The organism is Amphritea sp. 1_MG-2023 (assembly GCF_030547545.1).
Taxonomy (GTDB): Bacteria; Pseudomonadota; Gammaproteobacteria; order Pseudomonadales; family Balneatricaceae; genus Amphritea.
Map to the genome: position 1 here is coordinate 29989 of NZ_JAUOQE010000032.1, position 17704 is coordinate 47692.

A 17704-nucleotide genomic window follows, 5' to 3' on the forward strand; every position below is an offset into this window, starting at 1 on the left:
TCGTTATCTTTATTGGTCCGCTAGCGGTTAGTCTTATCAAAGAGGCGGTTATTGTTTAAAATAGCGGGTTGTATCTAGTCGGAACTAATCAGACTGAAGTGTGTCATAGCTTTAACTTATAGCGACATTCTTTAAATGAATAAGTAATGAGGTTGAGAAATGGGCAAAAGCCTGCGAGTCATTGAAGTATTATCTCCGGGTCAGAATCTGGAGGCATATATACGTCAGGTGACTGCGATTCCTGTTCTCACAGTAGAAGAGGAACGTGGACTGGCACAGCGTCTGTATTTCGAGAACGATCTTGAAGCAGCGCGTCAGTTGGTAATATCTCACATGCGATTTGTGGTGCATGTTGCTAAGTCTTATTCCGGTTATGGCCTATCTCAGGCTGACCTGATTCAAGAAGGCAACGTTGGCTTGATGAAAGCCGTGAAGCGTTTTGACCCTACCATGGGGGTTCGCTTGGTATCCTTTGCTGTACATTGGATTAAAGCGGAGATGCATGAGTTTATTCTGCGCAACTGGCGGATTGTCAAAGTAGCGACGACTAAAGCACAGCGTAAGCTGTTCTTTAATCTACGTAGTAAGAAGAAAAACCTTGGCTGGTTAACCAATGATGAAGTTACCGCGATGGCTGGCGATCTTGGCGTAGATGAGCAAGTTGTGCGTGAAATGGAAGGCCGGATGAGCAGTGCCGATATGGCCTTTGATGCGCCGGTTGGTGATGACGATGAGCGTGCTTATCAATCCCCGGCTTATTTTTTAGAAGATCATAGTCAAGATCCTGCGAGTCAGGTGGAAGATTCTAATTGGGAAGCCGATTCTAATCAGCGTCTTAGTCAGGCGATGGAACAGTTAGATGAACGTAGTCGTGATATTCTGATGCAACGCTGGTTAGGCGAAGAGAAGGCTACACTGCATGAGCTGGCCGCTCGCTATGAAGTGTCTGCCGAGCGGATTCGTCAGCTGGAAAAGAATGCGATGAAAAAAATTAAACTATCGATGCTCGAAGCCTGATCACTTAGGCGGTTGTCGTACTGATTAAAAAAGCTGCCCTCGTTTGAGTGCGGCTTTTTTATTGCTTATCGCGGCCGCTTAGCTTTGTTAGAATAATGAGCCTTATTTCCCGGAACCATTCATGTCTGCACGATTTGTTATTTTTTTTACCGCGCTGAGCGGTTTTATCACAGTAGGCCTCGGTGCCTTTGCGTCACATATGCTACGCACGCAGCTGAGTAGCCGTCTCTATGAGGTGCTGCAAACCGGCATTCAATATCAGATGTTTCATACCCTCGCGCTGTTTGGTGTGGGGGGGCTAATGCTACGACAGCCTGATCGAGGCCTAAATCAGACAGCGGTCTTGTTTATGACGGGAATGGTTTTTTTCAGTGGCAGTCTTTATCTGCTGGCGCTGAGCGGGCAGCATTGGTTAGGCGCTATCACTCCTATCGGGGGCGTATTGTTTCTAGCTGGCTGGTTGAATCTTGGCCGGGTTGCGTTTCGGCAGTTAAGTTAATAAAAGTGGATCAAGCTCAATGTTGATACAGGTAAATGGTGACAATCTAGACGTTCAGGAAGGCGCCTGCGTGGCCGATCTGATTGAACAGTTGCAATTGGGAGAACGTCGCGTGGCCGTCGAGCTGAATCTTGAGATCGTGCCTCGTAGCCGACATGCAGAAACCGCGCTTAGCGAAGGCGACCGAGTTGAAGTAGTGCATGCAATTGGCGGCGGTTGACGATAGCCAACCTGATGCATGTTTTTGAGAATATGACAGAATCTAATTGGGTAGAATACAATGTCGGAACAACATAACGATCCATTGATTATTGCAGGCCGTAGCTTTCAGTCGCGTCTGTTGATTGGCACTGGGAAATATCGTGACCTAGAAGAAACGCGTTTGGCGATCGAAGCCAGTGGCGCTGAGATTGTGACCGTGGCGGTACGCCGTACCAATATTGGTCAAAATCAAGATGAGCCGAATCTTTTAGATGTCATCTCCCCAGATAAATATACGATTTTGCCGAATACCGCCGGTTGTTTTAATGCTGAAGACGCTATTCGTACCTGTATGCTGGCGCGTGAGTTGATGGACGGACACGATCTGGTGAAGCTGGAAGTCTTGGGCGATCAGAAAACGCTCTATCCGAATGTGGTCGAAACAATCAAAGCCGCCGATGTGTTGGTGCGGGATGGTTTTAAGGTGATGGTTTATACCAGTGATGATCCGATTGTGGCCAAAGAGCTCGAGTCTTTGGGCTGTGTTTCTATTATGCCGTTGGGCTCGATGATCGGCTCTGGCTTAGGAATCCTCAACCCGCATAATATCAATGTTATAATGGAAGATTGCAACGTGCCGGTATTGGTTGATGCGGGTGTTGGTACGGCTTCTGAAGCCGCGGTAGCGATGGAAATGGGTTGTGAAGCGGTATTAATGAACTCAGCGATTGCTGGTGCTCGTAACCCTTTATTGATGGCTTCTGCGATGCGTAAAGCGGTTGAAGCGGGACGTGAGGCATATCTCGCAGGAAGGATGCCACGGAAGAAATACGCCAGCGCATCATCTCCGATGGAAGGTACGATTGTCTCTAAGTGATGGCCGCTTAAATAGCCGTTGTTAACTTATTGATTTATAAACAGGCGGCGATGGCGTCGTCTGATTTAATTAAAGATTGTAGCAGCCTGATCCGTTGATCAGGCTGTTTTGTTTTACTAAGAGCCCAGATTGATGTCAGAAGATAAAAAACCTGAACAGGCAACCTCAGAACAGTCTGAGGAAAAATATATGCGCACCGTTAAAAGCTTTGTGCTGCGTGCCGGCCGCATGACCGAAGGCCAACAGAAGGCGATGGAGACAGTATGGCCGCAGATGGGGCTGGAGCTGAGTCAGGGGATGCTGGATCTGGCAGAGGTGTTTGGCCGTGAGGCACCGGTGGTGCTGGAGATCGGCTTTGGTATGGGTGACTCGTTGATCGAGATGGCTAAAGACCAGCCAGAGAAAAACTATATCGGTATCGAAGTACATCGTCCCGGTGTGGGGCGCTTGCTGAGCAATGTCGAGAAACAAGGCCTCACCAATATTCGCGTGTTTTGTGATGATGCGATTGAAGTGCTGGCTCAATGTATTCCCGATGCAAGCCTGAGTACGTTGCAACTGTTCTTTCCTGATCCATGGCATAAGAAAAAACACCATAAGCGTCGTATTGTGCAGCTAGCGTTTGCCGCCACGCTTCGCAAGAAGCTTAAAGTCGGCGGTCAATTGCATATGGCCACGGATTGGGAAAACTATGCCGAACATATGATGGAAATTATGAGTGCTGCGCCGGGCTACCGTAATGTCGCGGGTGATCAACAGTATTCACCGCAACCCGAGTGGCGCCCCGTGACTAAGTTTCAGAAGCGGGGCGAACGCCTAGGGCATGGGGTATGGGATCTCATCTTTGAGCGCACGGCAGATTGAGACGCGTTATTCTTCTGCGCAGCCTGTGAGCTTTACGGTTAGCCTAAATGAACGAGTGGTGTATCGATCGTCATGATGAAGCGCCCCTAAAAGTGTCAGATTAGGCTACTTAACGTCGATATGAAGCCTGTGAAGTCAGTGTTTTATCGCTGACTTTGTCACAATCCTTCGTTGAGCTGCTGTTGTCCTACAACCTTATTCTTGCCCGTTTTTTTCGCCGCATACATCGCCGTGTCTGCATGATTGAATAAACTTGGAATATCGGCAATAGCTTCCGTCAGTGATGAGCAGCCGATGGAAACGGTGACATGAAGGTCGGATTGTGGCTCGAGTGAAAGGTTAGTTGTTGCAATGGCCTGACGGATTTTATCGGCTAATGTCATGGCGTCGGCTTCTGCACAGTCATATAAAATGACCACAAATTCTTCGCCTCCCCAGCGAGTGAGTATATCTGTTTTGCGTAAACCTTTTTTTATTTCATCAGCGATTGCTTTTAGGACTTGATCACCCGCGAGATGACCATAGTTATCATTAATACGTTTAAAATTATCAATATCAAACATCATTAATGACAAGGGCGCGCGGTTTCGTTTGGCCATTGAGACGGCGTACTGTCCTTGTTTTAGCCCCTCCACTCGAGTGTAACACTCGGTCAGTGTGTCGATGGTTGACAGTCGATGGCTTTGACGTTCGTGTGTTCTTCTGCGACTATCAAGCCTTTCATAGGTAACCGCCGCAAATACCACCATGCCGATGATGAACCAAGACACCCCTGTGGTGTATAGGGCGAAAGGGTAGACATCATTGACGTTACTTAAATAGACAATCAGAGCGCCCAGCCCCCAAGGTATTGTCATGGATAGTAATAGCTGAGCCCTGGATATCTTGCCCATTTGCGTATGCAAGAAAATGGCGCGGAGAAACTTATAATGGGCCCACTGCATTAGTGTTGCTAGACTCAGGGGGAGTAGCAGGGTAATGGTTAGAAAAGACATCGCGCCATGCAATGCGTCTTCCCCAAAGCTGTAACCTGCTAGGCTTGAAAAGGCTAAAAAAGGTGCGATGGAGGCGATGGAAAAAGATAGTTTTGAGAGTGTGTGACGTAATAACAAGGCGATCGCTAAGGACAGGATCGCCATTGATGTATTCATCCCCATGGCATGACTGAGGTTATTGGCAATCGCAGTTTCGGCCACTTCATGAAACGGTGTCAGGTGTGAAATCAAGCGCCATTCAAAGCCAATTTCCGCTAAACGTAATAGACTGATAAGCGCCGCTGTGAAAGCCAAGCCAATCATCCACACCGATGTCGTGTTAATCTTATCCATTAGAACAGCGGCAACGATCAACAGAGCCGATAATATCGTTAGTTCATGCGTGGCAGGGCCGTTATGAATCGGTCGGTATAAGGATTCGATATCAAAGAGATAGCCTGCATAGATGATAACGATTAAAAAAATCACTAACTGCAATAACTGATACTTTAAGGCATGGATAGCGCGAATTTTGTCAAGATTGACGTAGCCAGCGTAATTTTTATGTAACAAGAATTCTACCTATACCATAACGTCATGTGAGAGATCGCTATTATACTTGGGTTTCCCTGCTTTTTTGCAGTCAGGTAAATACTTTAATTTTTCTCAGTCATGACCACATGGTAAAATAAGCGCTCAGTACTTTATTCTTTGCTCGGATATCCAGTTACCATGCCGAATTCATCGGAAGAAATCGTTATCAATAAACCTCGTCGACGCTCGCGTATTCGTGAAGCCCATGAGAATTCAATTATTAGAGCGGCAGAGCAGCTGTTCTCTCAAAATGGCTATCATGGCACGGCGCTTGAGACGATTGCCGAGAAAGCGGGGATGTCGAAGCAAAACCTCATCTACTATTTCTCGTCGAAAGAGATTCTTTACCAACGGGTATTGCGGAATATACTCGATATCTTGATTGAAAAAATGACGTTGATGGATCAGCTAGGTGAGACGCCAACAGAGATACTCACTAATTATATTAAAAGTAAGGTCGAGATCTCTCGGCATTACCCAGATGCCTCTAAGGTGTTTGCGATTGAGATTATTAACGGTGCGCCTTATCTGAAGAAGTATCTTCAGACACATCTGACACCCGCATTAGAGGATGACGTGAAGTTAGTTGAAAAGTGGATGGCTGAGGGGGTTATGGATAAAATTGATCCCTATCATCTGTTTTTCATGATTTGGTCATCGACTCAGACCTATGCGGATTTCTCCTCTCAGGTAAGCCTCTCGCTAGGTAAGGAGCAACTGCAAGATAAAGATTTTGATAATGCGACTGAGTTCTTAACTCACTTGGTCATTAAAGGGCTTGGAATGCGCTAAATTGTTCGCTCGACTGTTCACTATCAGTCACTGATTATGAATAACCAGATAAGCTTCTTGGCAGAAGATTATCTGGTTTTTTTATGCCTCTCTCGCGCTCTTTTATCGATATCGAGAGCCGATTTTATCGTTGTTTAATCGACACTTCGCATCACTGATTGTCTCTTATATGGCATTTTCACCAGCCTATTTTTCAACAATAGGCTTTCTTTATTTTTATTTCTTTAGATAAATTGTTTTATAAGTTTATGTATCTTAAGGGTTTATTTTCTTTTGGCTGCGCTGCTAATTGTCTAACAATAAAAGCTTGACCAGATGGTAAAAATTAGTCTAGTATTATTTTACCGTTTGGTAAAAAGTTTGTGGATGCAAGCCTATACCGAGAATAAGAATAAATAAGCAGTGGAGATACTGATGCCTATTCTGATCCTCTTGTTGAATCAGTTAACGCTGATTTTTAAAGCAGCCCTAGCAGTCGTGAGCGTCAATATTGCTTTTGTCGTGGCTACCGCTGTTTGCCTCTTTTGCGCAGTTATTCGTTCTTTTCTCTGCAAGGTTGATTCAATGCTGAGTCGTTTTAATGACGTCCATCAGCGTCAGCACCCCACGTCTTTTCTTAGGTGTCATTGAATTTAAAATTAAGGAAAGAAATATGAATGCTCCGAGTATTTTAAGTTTGGATAACAGTGTGTCAGCGCAACATAAACTGCTGACGCAGTTAGATGATATTGATGTCAGCATCCGCGACATATTGATCTCTGTGATACAGGGGGTTGAACTCTCAGAAGCCGATGCCGTGACTCTCTTCGGTGTGACCGGCGCCGAGCTCGATGGCTTGATCGCTACGGCAGATTATCTCCGTCAGAAGACCGTGGGTAACCAAGCGAGCTTTGTTATTACCCGCAATATTAACTTTACCAATGTTTGCTATATGGGCTGTAAGTTTTGTGGTTTTGCTAAGCGTAAAGAGGAAGCCACTGCCGAACTGCTGAGCTTTGATGAAGTTGCCGATAGAGCCGAAGAGGCATGGGCTCGAGGTGCGACTGAAGTGTGTATTCAGGGAGGCTTACATCCCAATATTGATGGCAGCCATTACCGTGAAATTCTTAAGGCGATTAAAAAACGAGTCCCAGCGATGCATATCCATGCGTTCTCGCCGTTTGAAATCTGGTTTGGCGCATTAAAAAGCAAGGTCTCGATTGCTGAGTTTATTCAAGACCTAATCGATCATGGTTTGGGATCGATGCCGGGTACCGCCGCTGAGATTCTTGACGTGGAGATTCGTCAACAGTTGACGCGGGATAAACTGACCACTGAACAATGGGTTGAAATCATTACCACGGCTCACGAGCTGGGTTTGCCGACGACCGCCACGATTATGTATGGTCATATCGATAGTCCTAAACATTGGGCTGGCCATATCGGCAAAATTCGCACCATTCAAAAACAGACCGGCGGTTTTACCGAATTTGTTCCGCTGGGCTTTATTCATTATGAATCCCCTCTTTATATGAATATTCCTAACGTTAGGCCAGGCCCAACCGTGGATGAAAATATTCGTATGCATGCGGTATCGCGTCTGATGTTACATGGTTGGATCGATAATATTCAGGCGTCTTGGGTGAAGCTAGGGCCAGAATATGCACAGCAGATGCTACAGGCCGGCGCGAATGACTTGGGCGGTACGCTGATGAATGAAAGTATCTCGCGGGCCGCGGGTGGTAAGAATGAGCAGGAGATTGTGCCGCAAGATATGATTCGCATGATCAGTGCTGCAGGGCGTGATCCGGTGCGGCGAAACACACTCTATGATGTGGTTGAAACTTATGCGCGGCAGCCTACTGACATTGCCAGCCGTGAGGGTTTTCAACTGATTGCGACTACGAATGATAGCGTGAGGGTCGCCTCATGAACTCCCCCTTGAAGATTGTACTGCTGAGTGGCGGAGTGGGCGGTGCCAAGATGGCGGAAGGCTTTGCCTTTAGCCGATCTGCGGCGCAGTTCAGTGTGATTGGTAATGTGGCTGATGATCAGGCATTTCACGGGTTATGGGTTTCACCTGATATTGATACTTTGACCTATACCCTCGCCGATGAGATCGATAAAACTAAAGGCTGGGGGCTGAGGGATGAAAGCAATCAAGTGCTGGATCAGCTAAAACGCTTGGGCTCGGATAGCTGGATGTATTTAGGCGATAAGGATTTTGCCACTCATATCTATCGAACAGAACAGCGTCAACGGGGTGTCAGGCCGAGCGTTATCGCCGCCAATATCGCTCATGCTTACGGTGTTAAAACCCCGATTATTTTACCCACCGATGACTGTATTCAGAATAAGGTGATGATTGAAAGTGGTTGGATCGATTTTCAAGATTACTTCGTCAAACTAGCCTGTCAGCCCGACATACTGGATTTCAAAATTGCCGGTATTGAAGCGGCGACCGCCACTCCCGAGTCGCTTAACGCGATTGCCGAGGCGGATCTGATTGTGATTGCGCCGAGTAATCCGATTGTCAGTATTAAACCTATCTTGTCGGTGCCGGGTATCGCCGATGTGCTGCAACACTCATCAGCATTCAAGCTTGCAGTCTCTCCTTTAATCAATGGTGAAACGGTGAAAGGGCCTGCGGATAGCATGATGACGGCGGCGGGATATCGATCGGATGTCGAGGGAGTGGCCGATTTCTATAGCGGTGTGATCGACGGATTGATCATCGATCAGCAGGATCGTGACAGGCTGCCGCGTCTGTCAAATAAGGTCGAATATGTGCTGGCAACGGACACCTTAATGTTTAACCGGCAGCAAAAAATGAGCCTCGCAGAAACCATTGTGCATTTCTATCAGGCGAGCAGAGGGCGAAATAATAGATCTGCTAGGTCATTTATCGAGTCTGCCAATGCATTAGCGACCCGCACCGCGGTATAACTCAGGAGTTGGTTATGACCCTATCGATTGTTATTCCAATGAAAAGTCCTGAACGGTCTAAAAGCCGTTTGGCCGAGGTTTTAAGTCGCAGTCAACGGAAAAAATTAACGCTAGAGCTATTTGAAAAGAACTTAGGTTTTTTTCGTCAACGTTACCCACAGCACAATCTACTCGTGGTAACCGAATCGAAGCGTATTCAGGATATTTCACACAGTTATGGTGCTGAAGTACTGCTCGAAGAGCAAAAGTTAGCGGGATTGAATGCCGCCGTTACGCTGGCCGCTGAATATAACGTACGCCGTGGTATTGAGACTCAACTGGTGATTCCTGGTGATATTGAGACGCTGGATTATCAGGAGATTGAATGTCTGCTAAGCCATCGGGAAGCGCGGCCATCGGTGGTGGTGTGTCCCTCATATGATGGGGGCACCAATGCGATTATGACCTCGCCGCCGAATGCGATGCCATTTAGCTTTGGCCTGAACTCCTGTCAGATCCATCTGCTGTCGGCCTTTAATGCTGGATTGCATACGCAACGGTTATTTCTTGAAAGTCTCTCGTTTGATGTTGATTGTCCTGATGATTTAGATCGGGCGAACATCTGGTTGGAAAAAAAATCCGCATAGGACAGCTTTATGAATAGTCATGCACATAACGAAGTCAGTATTCATGCACTCGATGGCATCCCCGATATTCACCCAGGTGATGACCTATCCGGCATGATTCTCGCGGCGCTCGATAGCAATCAATGTTCACTGGATGATGGTGACATTATCGTGATTGCTCATAAGGTGGTGTCAAAACAGGAAGGTCAAATTATTGATCTGAATGACATTAGTCCCACCATCGAAGCGCAAACACTGGGCAGAGAGTTGAATAAAGACCCACGTAAGGTGCAGGTGGTGTTATCGGAATCTAAACGTTTAGTCCGCACATCAAAACGCCCTGAGCAGGATGAGGGCACGATTATCGCTGAGCATCGATTGGGTTTTATCTGCGCCAATGCGGCGGTGGATGAATCCAATGTGGATGCGGTCGGTAAGGTCATTCTCCTTCCCCATGACCCCGATCAGAGTGCGCGAGGTATCTGTCAAGACTTAGAGCGGGCCAGTGGCAAATCATTAGGCGTTGTGATTACCGATACCTTTGGTCGTCCTTGGCGGATGGGGTTGGTTAATGTAGCGGTTGGTTTGGCCAACGTACCGGCCAAAGTTGATTTGGCGGGGGATGTTGATGCCTATGGCCGCGTGCTTTCGGTCACCGTGCCCGCGTTAGCAGACGAAATTGCAGCGGCTTCCGGCTTGCTGATGAGTAAAAACGGTAAAAAGCCGGTTTTGATATTTAAAGGCGTTGACTGGCAGCGCTGTGAAAGTTCTGCCGGAGACTTAGTGCGTCCACAACAAGAGGATCTATTTCGATGAAAATTGCTATTTTAGGTGGCACAGGCCCACAAGGGAAAGGACTGGCGCTGCGTTTTGCGGCGGCGGGTATTGATGTTGCACTAGGCTCTCGCGATGGTGAGCGGGCGGCAGAAATTGCACAACAGCTGAATGAACAACAGCCGCAGGCAAGTGGGGTGATCAGTGGAGCGGATAACCGTGAGGCGACCGCCGCAGCGGATGAAGTGGTTATTTTAGCCGTACCTTTTGCCGCCCATAATGCCACACTGGAAGCCATTAAGCCTGATTTGAGCAATAAAATTCTGGTGGATATTGTTGTGCCGCTGGCCGATGGTGATCCTAAAGCGGTGGCTATGCCTGCCGAAGGCTCTGCCACGGAAGCCGCGCAAGCGCTACTGGGCGATGATATTCCTGTTGTTGGTGCATTGCATAACGTCTCCGCCGCCACCCTGAACAATCTCGGTCAGTCGATTAACTGCGATATTTTAGTCTGTGGTAATGATCTGCTGGCAAAAGAAGCGGTGATGGAGCTGATTTCCAGTCTCGGTGTGAATGCCTATAACGCCGGTCCTGCTGTGAATGCACGCTGTATTGAAGCGATTACCCCGATTCTGATTCGTTTAAACATTTCGAAGAAGGTGCCGTTCTCCCACGCGGGAGTGAAGATCTGGGCGCCTGATCATTAAGCACAATCACTTATACGCAACAAATCCTTACTAGGAGAATAATGATGGATTTCGGTATTACTTTTAAAGGTTTTATTAGCCCTGAACGTGCGCGTAATTTGGCTAAACAAGCGGAACAAGCTGGTTTTACACATTGCTGGTTTTATGACTCTCATGTGCTGTGGCGTGAATCCTATCCGGCCATGGCGATGTGTATGGAACATACCTCTAAAATCAGTTTTGGTCCCTGTGTCACGCATCCTAATGCGCGTGATTGGTCTCAAGCCGCGAGTCTTTTTGGTAGCTTAGCGCTGCAAAGTAATGGCCGTTTTCATGTTGGTTTAGGTCGAGGTGATAGCGGTGTGCGTGTGTTGGGTAAAAAACCGGCCAACCTGGCTCGCGTCGCTGAGTTCACAACCAAGGTTAAGGCGTTGGTTCGCGGTGAGGAGGTGATGTATGACGATTGCCCAGCACCGGTTAAATTCCCTTGGGCACAGGGGTATGAACTGCCCGTTTATATTGGCGCGTATGGCCCGAAAGCGTTGCAAACTGCGGGTGAAGTCGGTGACGGCGTTGTCTTGCAGATAGGCTCACCCTCTCTGGTTGAATGGTTTAAGGATCAGGCGATCAATGCCGGTAAGGCGGCGGGACGTGATATGAGTAACTATCAGGTTATTGCCTCTGCGCCGGCTTATTTTGGTACCAAAGAACGTTGTCTTGAGGCGACTAAATGGTTCCCTGCCATGGTGGGTAATCACGTGGCCGATATTGTCGAAAAATACGGTGATAGCAGTGGTCAGGTGCCGGAAAGTTTGACCTCTTATATCAAAAACCGTCAGGGCTATGATTATTCTAAACATGGTCAGAGTGATAACCCATTCTTGGATTTCATCACTCCGGATATTGTCGAAGAGTTCTGTGTCTTGGGCTCTGTGGATGAGCATATCGCTAAGCTGAAAGAGTTGGAAGCTGCCGGAACCACTCAGTTCAATATCTATCTGGATAATGGTGATGAGGAAAATATCGTCGAGAAATACGGTAAACACATTATTCCTCAGTTTAGCTAAGCAGGTCTTTGTGCTCAGGCCTTTCGGGGTCTGAGCCGGTTATGTTGACGTGCTTCGATGTCTTCTTGTGCAAAGGGGTGTCAGCACAAACGGTTGAGTCAGGCTCAACACGGAGATAGCTATGTCGATAGAAGCTTATTTAGCAACGCTCACCGATGCGGTGAGTGTGCGTATGCCGACCGCCTATGGTGAATTTTCGATGACTGTGTTTAGTGATCCTGATGATGCTAAAGAGCACATTATCTTGGTCATGGGGCAGCCCCATTTGGCAGCGGCACCGATCGTGAGAATTCATTCCGAGTGTGCAACCGGCGATCTTTTTGCCTCCTCTCGTTGTGATTGCGGTGAACAGCTGGATCGTTCCTTGAGCATGATTGGCAAGGTCGGTTGTGGCGTATTGATCTATCTGCGTCAGGAAGGGCGAGGTATCGGTCTGAAGAATAAACTCAGGGCGTATCAATTGCAGGATCAAGGGTTGGATACGGTCGATGCCAATAGGCATCTGGGCTTGCCGGTGGATAGTCGTAGCTACGAGGTTGCCGCCACAGTACTCAACGCACTGAATATTTCGACTCTGCGCTTACTAACCAACAATCCAGATAAAATCAGCAGTTTAGAGGCGTTCGGTTTTGTCGTGAGTCGGGTGCCGATACAGGTCGATTATCAATCACATAATTTGCCTTATATGCAGGCAAAGCAGCTCAAAATGGGTCATCTTGTTAGCTTATAGCGGCATGTCAAACGGGTTACGATGATGAATTAAGGCATCACCGGCTTGATCCCCGATCTGTGTTTGACTCAATCAAATCAAGCGAAAGTAAACAGAACATATTGCGAGCAAGACGTTTCGAAAATTAATTTGACCATGTGGTAAAATTAAACTAGTTTTATTGTATGGGAAATACTTTGTAGTGCTTTATTGTCGCCCTTTGATGGGCATTGCCAATAGCGTTAATTAGGAGCCTTTATCGATGAAAAACATAAAAACCAATGAACAGCGACTTTGGGACAGCCTGATGGAGATGGGCGAAATCGGAGGTACTGAAAAGGGTGGCTGTTGCCGTCTGGCGCTGACCGATCTCGATAAGCAGGCCCGTGATCTATTCACTCAGTGGTGTGAAGCGGCAGGCTGTACCGTCCGAGTTGATAAAATCGGCAATGTTTTTGCTCGCCGCCCGGGTAAGAATAACGATCTGCCACCAGTGGTGATGGGCAGTCATATCGATACGCAGCCAACCGGTGGTAAGTTTGATGGTGTGTATGGCGTGCTGTCTGGGTTAGAAGTGATTCGCACCCTGAATGATAACAACATCGAAACCGATCATCCGATTGAAGCGTCTATCTGGACCAACGAAGAGGGTTCTCGCTTTGCTCCCGCGATGGTGGCATCGGGCGTTTTTGCCGGGGTCTTTGATCTAGAGTACGGTTTAAGTCGTGCCGATCTTGATGGTAAGACGATGGGTGAAGAGTTACAGCGTATAGGTTATGCCGGTGAACATGAGGTGGGTGGCCCCGTTAAGGCGTTTTTTGAAGCGCATATCGAGCAGGGGCCCATTCTGGAAGAGGAAGAGCTTGCTATTGGGGTGGTGACGGATGCGCAAGGGCAGCGTTGGTATGAAGTGACCTTAACCGGTCAGGAAGCCCATGCGGGTCCAACACCGATGCTACGCCGTAAGGATGCCTTGCTGGGCGCGTCTAAAATCGTTCAAGAGGTCAACGCTATCGGTTTGGCTAATCAGCCGAATGCTTGTTCAACCGTCGGCTTGTTACAGGTGTTTCCTAATTCACGTAATGTTATTCCTGGCGAAGTCTTCTTCACCATCGATTTTCGTCACCCGAACGATGAAGTGCTGTCGACAATGGATCAACAGCTACGTGAGGTCTGTGCCAAGATTGCCGATGAAATGGGCTTGGAGATGAAGTTCGAGCAGATCTGGTATTCTCCACCGGTGCCATTCAATACCAGCTGTGTTGATTCAGTACGTCAGGCCGCTGAAGATGCGGGCTATAGTCATCGTGATATTGTCAGTGGTGCTGGCCATGATGCCTGTTATATCGCGCGTGTTGCGCCGACGGGGATGGTTTTTGTGCCCTGTGAAAACGGTATCAGCCATAACGAAGAAGAAAATGCTAAACCCGAAGACCTTCATGCCGGGTGCAATGTGCTGTTACAAGCGGTACTCAATCAAGCTTGTCTCTAATCACAGCAACACACTCTAAGAATAAATCTAACAAAAACTAAGTCCGCTTCCGGACGCTTTCTCGCATACTCGATGCCTGCGCGTGTTTTACACGCGTATAGGCGTCCTGTTGTCTGAAATAAGGGGCGGCTTGGGGAGTATAGGTATGAAAATCGGTCTAGCAAAAGAGCCCTTGGCGAATGAATCAAGGGTTGCCTTAACACCAGAGAATATCACCCGCTTATCCGCCACCGGTGCCACCTTCGTGGTTGAAGCCGGAGCGGGGTTGGCGGCAGGTTTTAGTGATCAGGATTATCGAGATGTGGGGGCGCAGATAAGCCCCTCGGCACAGGCTGTGTATCAGCAAGCGGATATTCTGTTGCGGGTGAATCTATCCGGGGCGATGTTGAATCAGGCCGCCGCTTGGCTGGAAAGTAGCCCGTTACTGATTGGCATGATGGATCCCTTCAGCAAACCCGAACGTTTTACGGCCTTAGCGGAACAGGGTATCAGCAGTATCGCGATGGAACTGATTCCGCGTATTAGCCGTGCACAGAGTATGGATGTGCTGTCCTCGATGGCAACGTTAGCCGGTTATAAAGCGGTGTTGTTAGCGGCGAATGTGGCGCCCAGAATCTATCCGATGATGATGACTGCCGCGGGCAACCTGAGTCCGGCGCGGGTCTTTATTATGGGGGCCGGCGTCGCGGGTTTACAGGCGGCGGCCACGGCTAAGCGCATGGGCGCCGTGGTCGAAGCCTACGATGTGCGGCCCGCAGCACGGGAGCAGATTATCTCGGTCGGTGCCAAGCCGATTGAATTGGCGTTAGAGGCGGATTCCACCGAGGCTCAGGGAGGTTATGCCAAACAGCAGGGAGAGGCTTTCTTGCAGCGTCAGCGTGCATTGATGACCGCGGTGCTAAGTGAGCAAGATATCGTGATTACGACCGCCGCCATTCCTGGTGCCCGTTCCCCGGTATTGATTACCGCCGAGATGGTGAAGCAGATGAAACCGGGCGCGGTGATTGTCGATTTAGCCTCAGAACGGGGCGGCAACTGTGAGTTGACTCGTCATGGCGAGGTAGTGATTGAGCACGAGGTGACGATCATGGGGCCTGACAATATCACGGCGACCGTGGCGCATCATGCGAGTCAGATGTACGGCAATAATATCGAGAACTTGCTGCACCACCTCATCAATGAGCAGGGTGATTGTGAGTTGGATTTCGATGATGAAATTATTCAGCAGGCGGTGGTTACCCACGGCGACGCGATCATTAATAACGATCTACGTGAAAGGTTAGATCTGCCGCCGTTAGTTGCAACGCCACTGTTAGAGGAGGTTGCATAATGGAAGCTTTCATTGTCTTGTTATCGCTGTTTACATTGGCGGTATTCCTTGGGGTTGAGCTGATTACGAAGGTGCCACCGACCCTCCATACCCCTTTGATGTCTGGTAGTAATGCGATCTCGGGTATTACCATTGTCGGTGCGATTTTGGCGGCGGGTTCCGGTGATGAGTCGAGTACCGTGGTGCCGTTATTAGGTTTCGTGGCGATTGTCTTTGCTACGATCAATGTGGTGGCCGGTTTTATGGTCACTAATCGTATGCTTAAAATGTTCAAGCGGAGGGGCTAATGATGAATAGCATAATAATTAACCTCTTCTATCTGCTCGCGGCATTACTGTTTGTTATGGGTATTAAGGGCTTAACGCGGCCAAAAACCGCCGTGCGAGGCAACCGTTTAGCGGCGCTGGGTATGTTGCTGGCTATTGTGATTACCTTGCTGGACCGGCAGGTGATTCACTATGACATTGTGTTCGCTGGATTGGCGCTGGGCACATTGATTGGTGTTTTGATGGCGGTTAAGGTGCAGATGACCTCAATGCCACAGATGGTGGCGATTCTGAATGGCCTAGGTGGCGGAGCATCGCTGGGGGTGGCCGCCGCCAGTTATTTCTCGGTGTTAGCGAGTGGTTCCGCACTGAGTGGGGCAACGCTGATCATCACTAATAGCGCTGTCATGCTGACGGTGTTGATTGGCACGCTGACCTTTTCTGGCAGTGCCGTGGCATTTGGCAAACTGCAAGAGATTTTACCGAGTCAAGCAATCGGTTTCAGTGGCATGAAGTTTATCAATCTGGGGTTACTACTGGCGTCTGTCGCGGTGATTTTTCTGCTGGTGAATAATCAGCTGGGGAGTGACGGATTCTTGCTGCTGGTGGGTTTAGCGCTGTTACTGGGAGTCACCTTAGTGATGCCGATAGGAGGGGCGGATATGCCGGTGGTGATTGCCCTGCTGAACGCTTATTCGGGTATGGCGGCGGCTGCGGCGGGCTTTATTATGGGCAACAACGTGTTGATTGTTTCTGGCGCGTTGGTGGGCGCTTCCGGGCTTATTCTGACGCAAATTATGTGTGTCGCCATGAACCGCTCATTGCTGAATGTCTTATTCGGTAAAATGGCCGTAAGTGATGGCTTAACGGTCGATGCCGATGAGGTTTATCAAGGCAAAGTCACATCCGCCACACCGGATGAGGTGGGCATGATGCTGGAAGGTGCACAGCGCGTGGTTATCGTGCCCGGTTTTGGTTTAGCCATGGCGCAGGCGCAGCATGCGGTGCGTGAATTGGCGGATACTCTCGTGAGCCGTGGTGCTATAGTGGAGTTTGCTATTCATCCCGTTGCCGGACGCATGCCGGGGCATATGAATGTACTGCTGGCTGAGGCTGAGGTGGATTATGAGGCGATGAAAACCATGGAACAATCTAATCCTCATTTCAGCAAAACCGATGTCGTGCTAGTGATCGGGGCTAATGATGTGACTAACCCGATGGCGCGTGAAGATAAAGGTAGCCCAATCTATGGTATGCCGATTCTGAATGTCGATGCCGCGAAGAGCGTGGTGGTGATTAAGCGTAGCTTGAGTCCTGGTTTTGCTGGCCTACCCAATCCGTTATTTGCGATGGATAATGCGGTGATGTTGTTTGGTGATGGCAAGCAGGCGATTATGGATTTAACGGCTTCACTGCATGAAGCCGCTTAATCGGTTGGTAGACGGTTTCTTAACGTCAACTTCTAAGCCTTAAGCTCCGTAAACTAAAGCTCCGTAAACTAAAGCTCTAGTAAACTAAAGCGCGGATAAAAGAATGCCCGGCTGTTAAATAACAGACCGGGCTTTATTATTTTTATACTGCCTGCTGCGTTACTCCCCTTGAGTCGCCAGTTTGCCGAGTTCTGCTGTTTGTTTGCGAGCGCAGAACCAATAGGTGATGCCGCCGAGAATAGAGCCGGTAAACCAGCCATACTGATAGAACCAGTTGAGCTGCCCCGTCATCAGTGCATACAGCGTTAGCGCCACGGGAATGGCAAAGGCGATAAAGCCATTGATGTTAAAGCCACTATAGATGCCGTGGGTTTTGTAGAGATCCGGCAGATTAAGTTGCTGACGTTTGATGACGAAATAATCGACAATCATAATGCCAGCAATCGGACCTAACAGTGATGAGTAGCCCAGCAACCAACCGCTGTACATCGCCTCGACACTGACATCAGATTCAATCAGTCCCAACTTTTTCAGCAATTCCCAAGACATCAGTAACACACCGATGAGGCCCGTTAGCAGTACGCCACGGGTCTGATTGATTT

General features: G+C 48.5%; 19 protein-coding genes. 17 read left to right on the forward strand and 2 right to left on the reverse strand.

All coding sequences use genetic code 11. From position 1 onward, the window contains the following. Nucleotides 1-159 precede the first annotated feature (159 nt). The 5 genes from rpoH (at nt 160) to trmB (ending at nt 3458) form a co-directional block, all read left to right on the forward strand. The gene (gene rpoH / locus Q4488_RS15200; protein WP_303581332.1) at nt 160-1017 is read left to right on the forward strand and encodes an RNA polymerase sigma factor RpoH; all 858 of its coding nucleotides are present in this window, start codon (nt 160-162) and stop codon (nt 1015-1017) included. 121 nt (nt 1018-1138) lie between these two features. Further along, nucleotides 1139-1516: a DUF423 domain-containing protein gene (locus tag Q4488_RS15205; RefSeq protein WP_303581333.1), complete on the forward strand. Its 378-nt coding sequence runs from the start codon at nt 1139-1141 to the stop codon at nt 1514-1516. 19 nt (nt 1517-1535) lie between these two features. Next, complete coding sequence (thiS, locus tag Q4488_RS15210) at nt 1536-1736, forward strand: sulfur carrier protein ThiS (protein ID WP_303581334.1); 201 nt, start codon at nt 1536-1538, stop codon at nt 1734-1736. Between the two features lie 60 nt (nt 1737-1796). Continuing rightward, complete coding sequence (locus Q4488_RS15215) at nt 1797-2594, forward strand: thiazole synthase (RefSeq protein WP_303581335.1); 798 nt, start codon at nt 1797-1799, stop codon at nt 2592-2594. Between the two features lie 132 nt (nt 2595-2726). Beyond that, complete coding sequence (gene trmB, locus Q4488_RS15220; RefSeq protein WP_303581336.1) at nt 2727-3458, forward strand: tRNA (guanosine(46)-N7)-methyltransferase TrmB; 732 nt, start codon at nt 2727-2729, stop codon at nt 3456-3458. Between the two features lie 158 nt (nt 3459-3616). Here trmB and Q4488_RS15225 read toward each other — a convergent pair whose 3' ends face one another. After that, complete coding sequence (locus Q4488_RS15225; RefSeq protein WP_303581337.1) at nt 3617-5005, reverse strand: GGDEF domain-containing protein; 1389 nt, start codon at nt 5003-5005, stop codon at nt 3617-3619. A 159-nt stretch (nt 5006-5164) separates the two neighbouring features. Between Q4488_RS15225 and Q4488_RS15230 the strand changes: the two genes are divergently transcribed. From Q4488_RS15230 to Q4488_RS15285, 12 genes are all read left to right on the forward strand, one after another. After that, nucleotides 5165-5818: a TetR family transcriptional regulator C-terminal domain-containing protein gene (locus tag Q4488_RS15230; protein WP_303581338.1), complete on the forward strand. Its 654-nt coding sequence runs from the start codon at nt 5165-5167 to the stop codon at nt 5816-5818. Nucleotides 5819-6470: 652 nt separating this feature from the next. Then, nucleotides 6471-7730, forward strand: coding sequence for a 5-amino-6-(D-ribitylamino)uracil--L-tyrosine 4-hydroxyphenyl transferase CofH (gene cofH, locus Q4488_RS15235; RefSeq protein WP_303581339.1), 1260 nt, complete (start codon nt 6471-6473; stop codon nt 7728-7730). Beyond that, complete coding sequence (gene cofD, locus Q4488_RS15240; RefSeq protein WP_303581340.1) at nt 7727-8743, forward strand: 2-phospho-L-lactate transferase; 1017 nt, start codon at nt 7727-7729, stop codon at nt 8741-8743. Before cofH ends, cofD begins: the two co-directional genes overlap by 4 nt. A 14-nt stretch (nt 8744-8757) precedes the next feature. Beyond that, nucleotides 8758-9369, forward strand: coding sequence for a 2-phospho-L-lactate guanylyltransferase (gene cofC, locus Q4488_RS15245; protein ID WP_303581341.1), 612 nt, complete (start codon nt 8758-8760; stop codon nt 9367-9369). Between the two features lie 9 nt (nt 9370-9378). Continuing rightward, nucleotides 9379-10164 (forward strand): coenzyme F420-0:L-glutamate ligase, encoded by a 786-nt coding sequence (cofE, locus tag Q4488_RS15250; RefSeq protein ID WP_303581342.1) that lies wholly within the window; start codon nt 9379-9381, stop codon nt 10162-10164. After that, entirely contained in the window at nt 10161-10829 is a 669-nt protein-coding gene (npdG, locus tag Q4488_RS15255) for an NADPH-dependent F420 reductase (protein ID WP_303581343.1), read from the forward strand. The genes cofE and npdG overlap by 4 nt, the downstream gene beginning before the upstream one ends. Nucleotides 10830-10870: 41 nt before the next feature. Next, entirely contained in the window at nt 10871-11875 is a 1005-nt protein-coding gene (locus Q4488_RS15260) for a TIGR03842 family LLM class F420-dependent oxidoreductase (RefSeq protein WP_303581344.1), read from the forward strand. Nucleotides 11876-11996: 121 nt separating this feature from the next. After that, nucleotides 11997-12605 (forward strand): GTP cyclohydrolase II, encoded by a 609-nt coding sequence (gene ribA / locus Q4488_RS15265; RefSeq protein ID WP_303581345.1) that lies wholly within the window; start codon nt 11997-11999, stop codon nt 12603-12605. A 241-nt stretch (nt 12606-12846) separates the two neighbouring features. Next, entirely contained in the window at nt 12847-14076 is a 1230-nt protein-coding gene (locus Q4488_RS15270; protein WP_303581346.1) for a Zn-dependent hydrolase, read from the forward strand. Between the two features lie 145 nt (nt 14077-14221). After that, nucleotides 14222-15406 carry a Re/Si-specific NAD(P)(+) transhydrogenase subunit alpha gene (locus tag Q4488_RS15275; protein WP_303581347.1) on the forward strand — a complete coding sequence of 395 codons (1185 nt, stop codon included), beginning with the start codon at nt 14222-14224 and terminating at the stop codon, nt 15404-15406. Then, on the forward strand, nt 15406-15693 hold the full coding sequence (locus tag Q4488_RS15280; protein ID WP_303581348.1) for an NAD(P) transhydrogenase subunit alpha: 288 nt from the start codon (nt 15406-15408) through the stop codon (nt 15691-15693). The genes Q4488_RS15275 and Q4488_RS15280 overlap by 1 nt, the downstream gene beginning before the upstream one ends. A gap of 2 nt (nt 15694-15695) precedes the next feature. Then, nucleotides 15696-17102 carry an NAD(P)(+) transhydrogenase (Re/Si-specific) subunit beta gene (locus tag Q4488_RS15285; RefSeq protein WP_303581349.1) on the forward strand — a complete coding sequence of 469 codons (1407 nt, stop codon included), beginning with the start codon at nt 15696-15698 and terminating at the stop codon, nt 17100-17102. A gap of 159 nt (nt 17103-17261) precedes the next feature. Here Q4488_RS15285 and Q4488_RS15290 read toward each other — a convergent pair. Further along, nucleotides 17262-17704 (reverse strand): cytosine permease (locus Q4488_RS15290; RefSeq protein WP_303581350.1); only part of this gene is annotated, 443 nt, incomplete at its 5' end.